Origin of the sequence: Stenotrophomonas sp. YIM B06876, assembly GCF_030711595.1 — a bacterium.
Classification (GTDB): Bacteria; Pseudomonadota; Gammaproteobacteria; order Xanthomonadales; family Xanthomonadaceae; genus Stenotrophomonas.
In genome coordinates this window covers 1-610 of the sequence record NZ_JAUJUJ010000486.1, presented here as the reverse complement: position 1 = coordinate 610, position 610 = coordinate 1, and the positions used below count along the sequence as shown (strand labels likewise).

1 protein-coding gene and 1 pseudogene are annotated in these 610 nt (G+C 62.7%); both read left to right on the top strand.

Going from position 1 to position 610, the window contains the following annotated elements; all coding sequences use genetic code 11:
* Positions 1–34: 34 nt before the first annotated feature.
* Positions 35–172, top strand: a pseudogene (locus QZH66_RS18065) (flagellar basal body protein); the annotation flags it as partial.
* A 56-nt stretch (positions 173–228) separates the two neighbouring features.
* On the top strand, positions 229–610 hold a 382-nt coding region (locus QZH66_RS18060), incomplete at its 3' end, for a flagellar hook-basal body complex protein (RefSeq protein WP_305807182.1).

The window sequence follows — 610 nt, the reverse complement described above, 5'->3', positions numbered from 1 at the left end:
AGAGTAAACCCAGACAACCCCTCAGGAGAGAACCATGAACCCAGCCATGTGGATCAGCAAGACGGGCGTGCAGGCGCAGGATGCCAAATTGCAGGCCATCGCCAACAACCTGGCCAACGTCAACACCGTCGGCTTCAAGCGCGACCGCGTCGTCTTCGAAGACCTGTTCTATTCCGTCGAGCAGCAGCCCGGCGCCCAACTGGACAACAACCGCACCTCCGTNCAGCCATGTGGATCAGCAAGACGGGCGTGCAGGCGCAGGATGCCAAATTGCAGGCCATCGCCAACAACCTGGCCAACGTCAACACCGTCGGCTTCAAGCGCGACCGCGTCGTCTTCGAAGACCTGTTCTATTCCGTCGAGCAGCAGCCCGGCGCCCAACTGGACAACAACCGCACCTCCGTCTCGGGCGTGCAGATGGGCAACGGCACGCGCATGGTCGGCACGCAGAAGCTGTTCACCACGGGCAACATGCAGACGACCAACCAGGCGCTGGACGTGGCCATCACCGGCAACGGCTTCCTGCAAGTGGAGATGGCCAATGGCGAATCCGCCTACACGCGCGCCGGCCAGCTGTCCGTGAACTCCGAAGGGCGCCTGGTGAACGCGC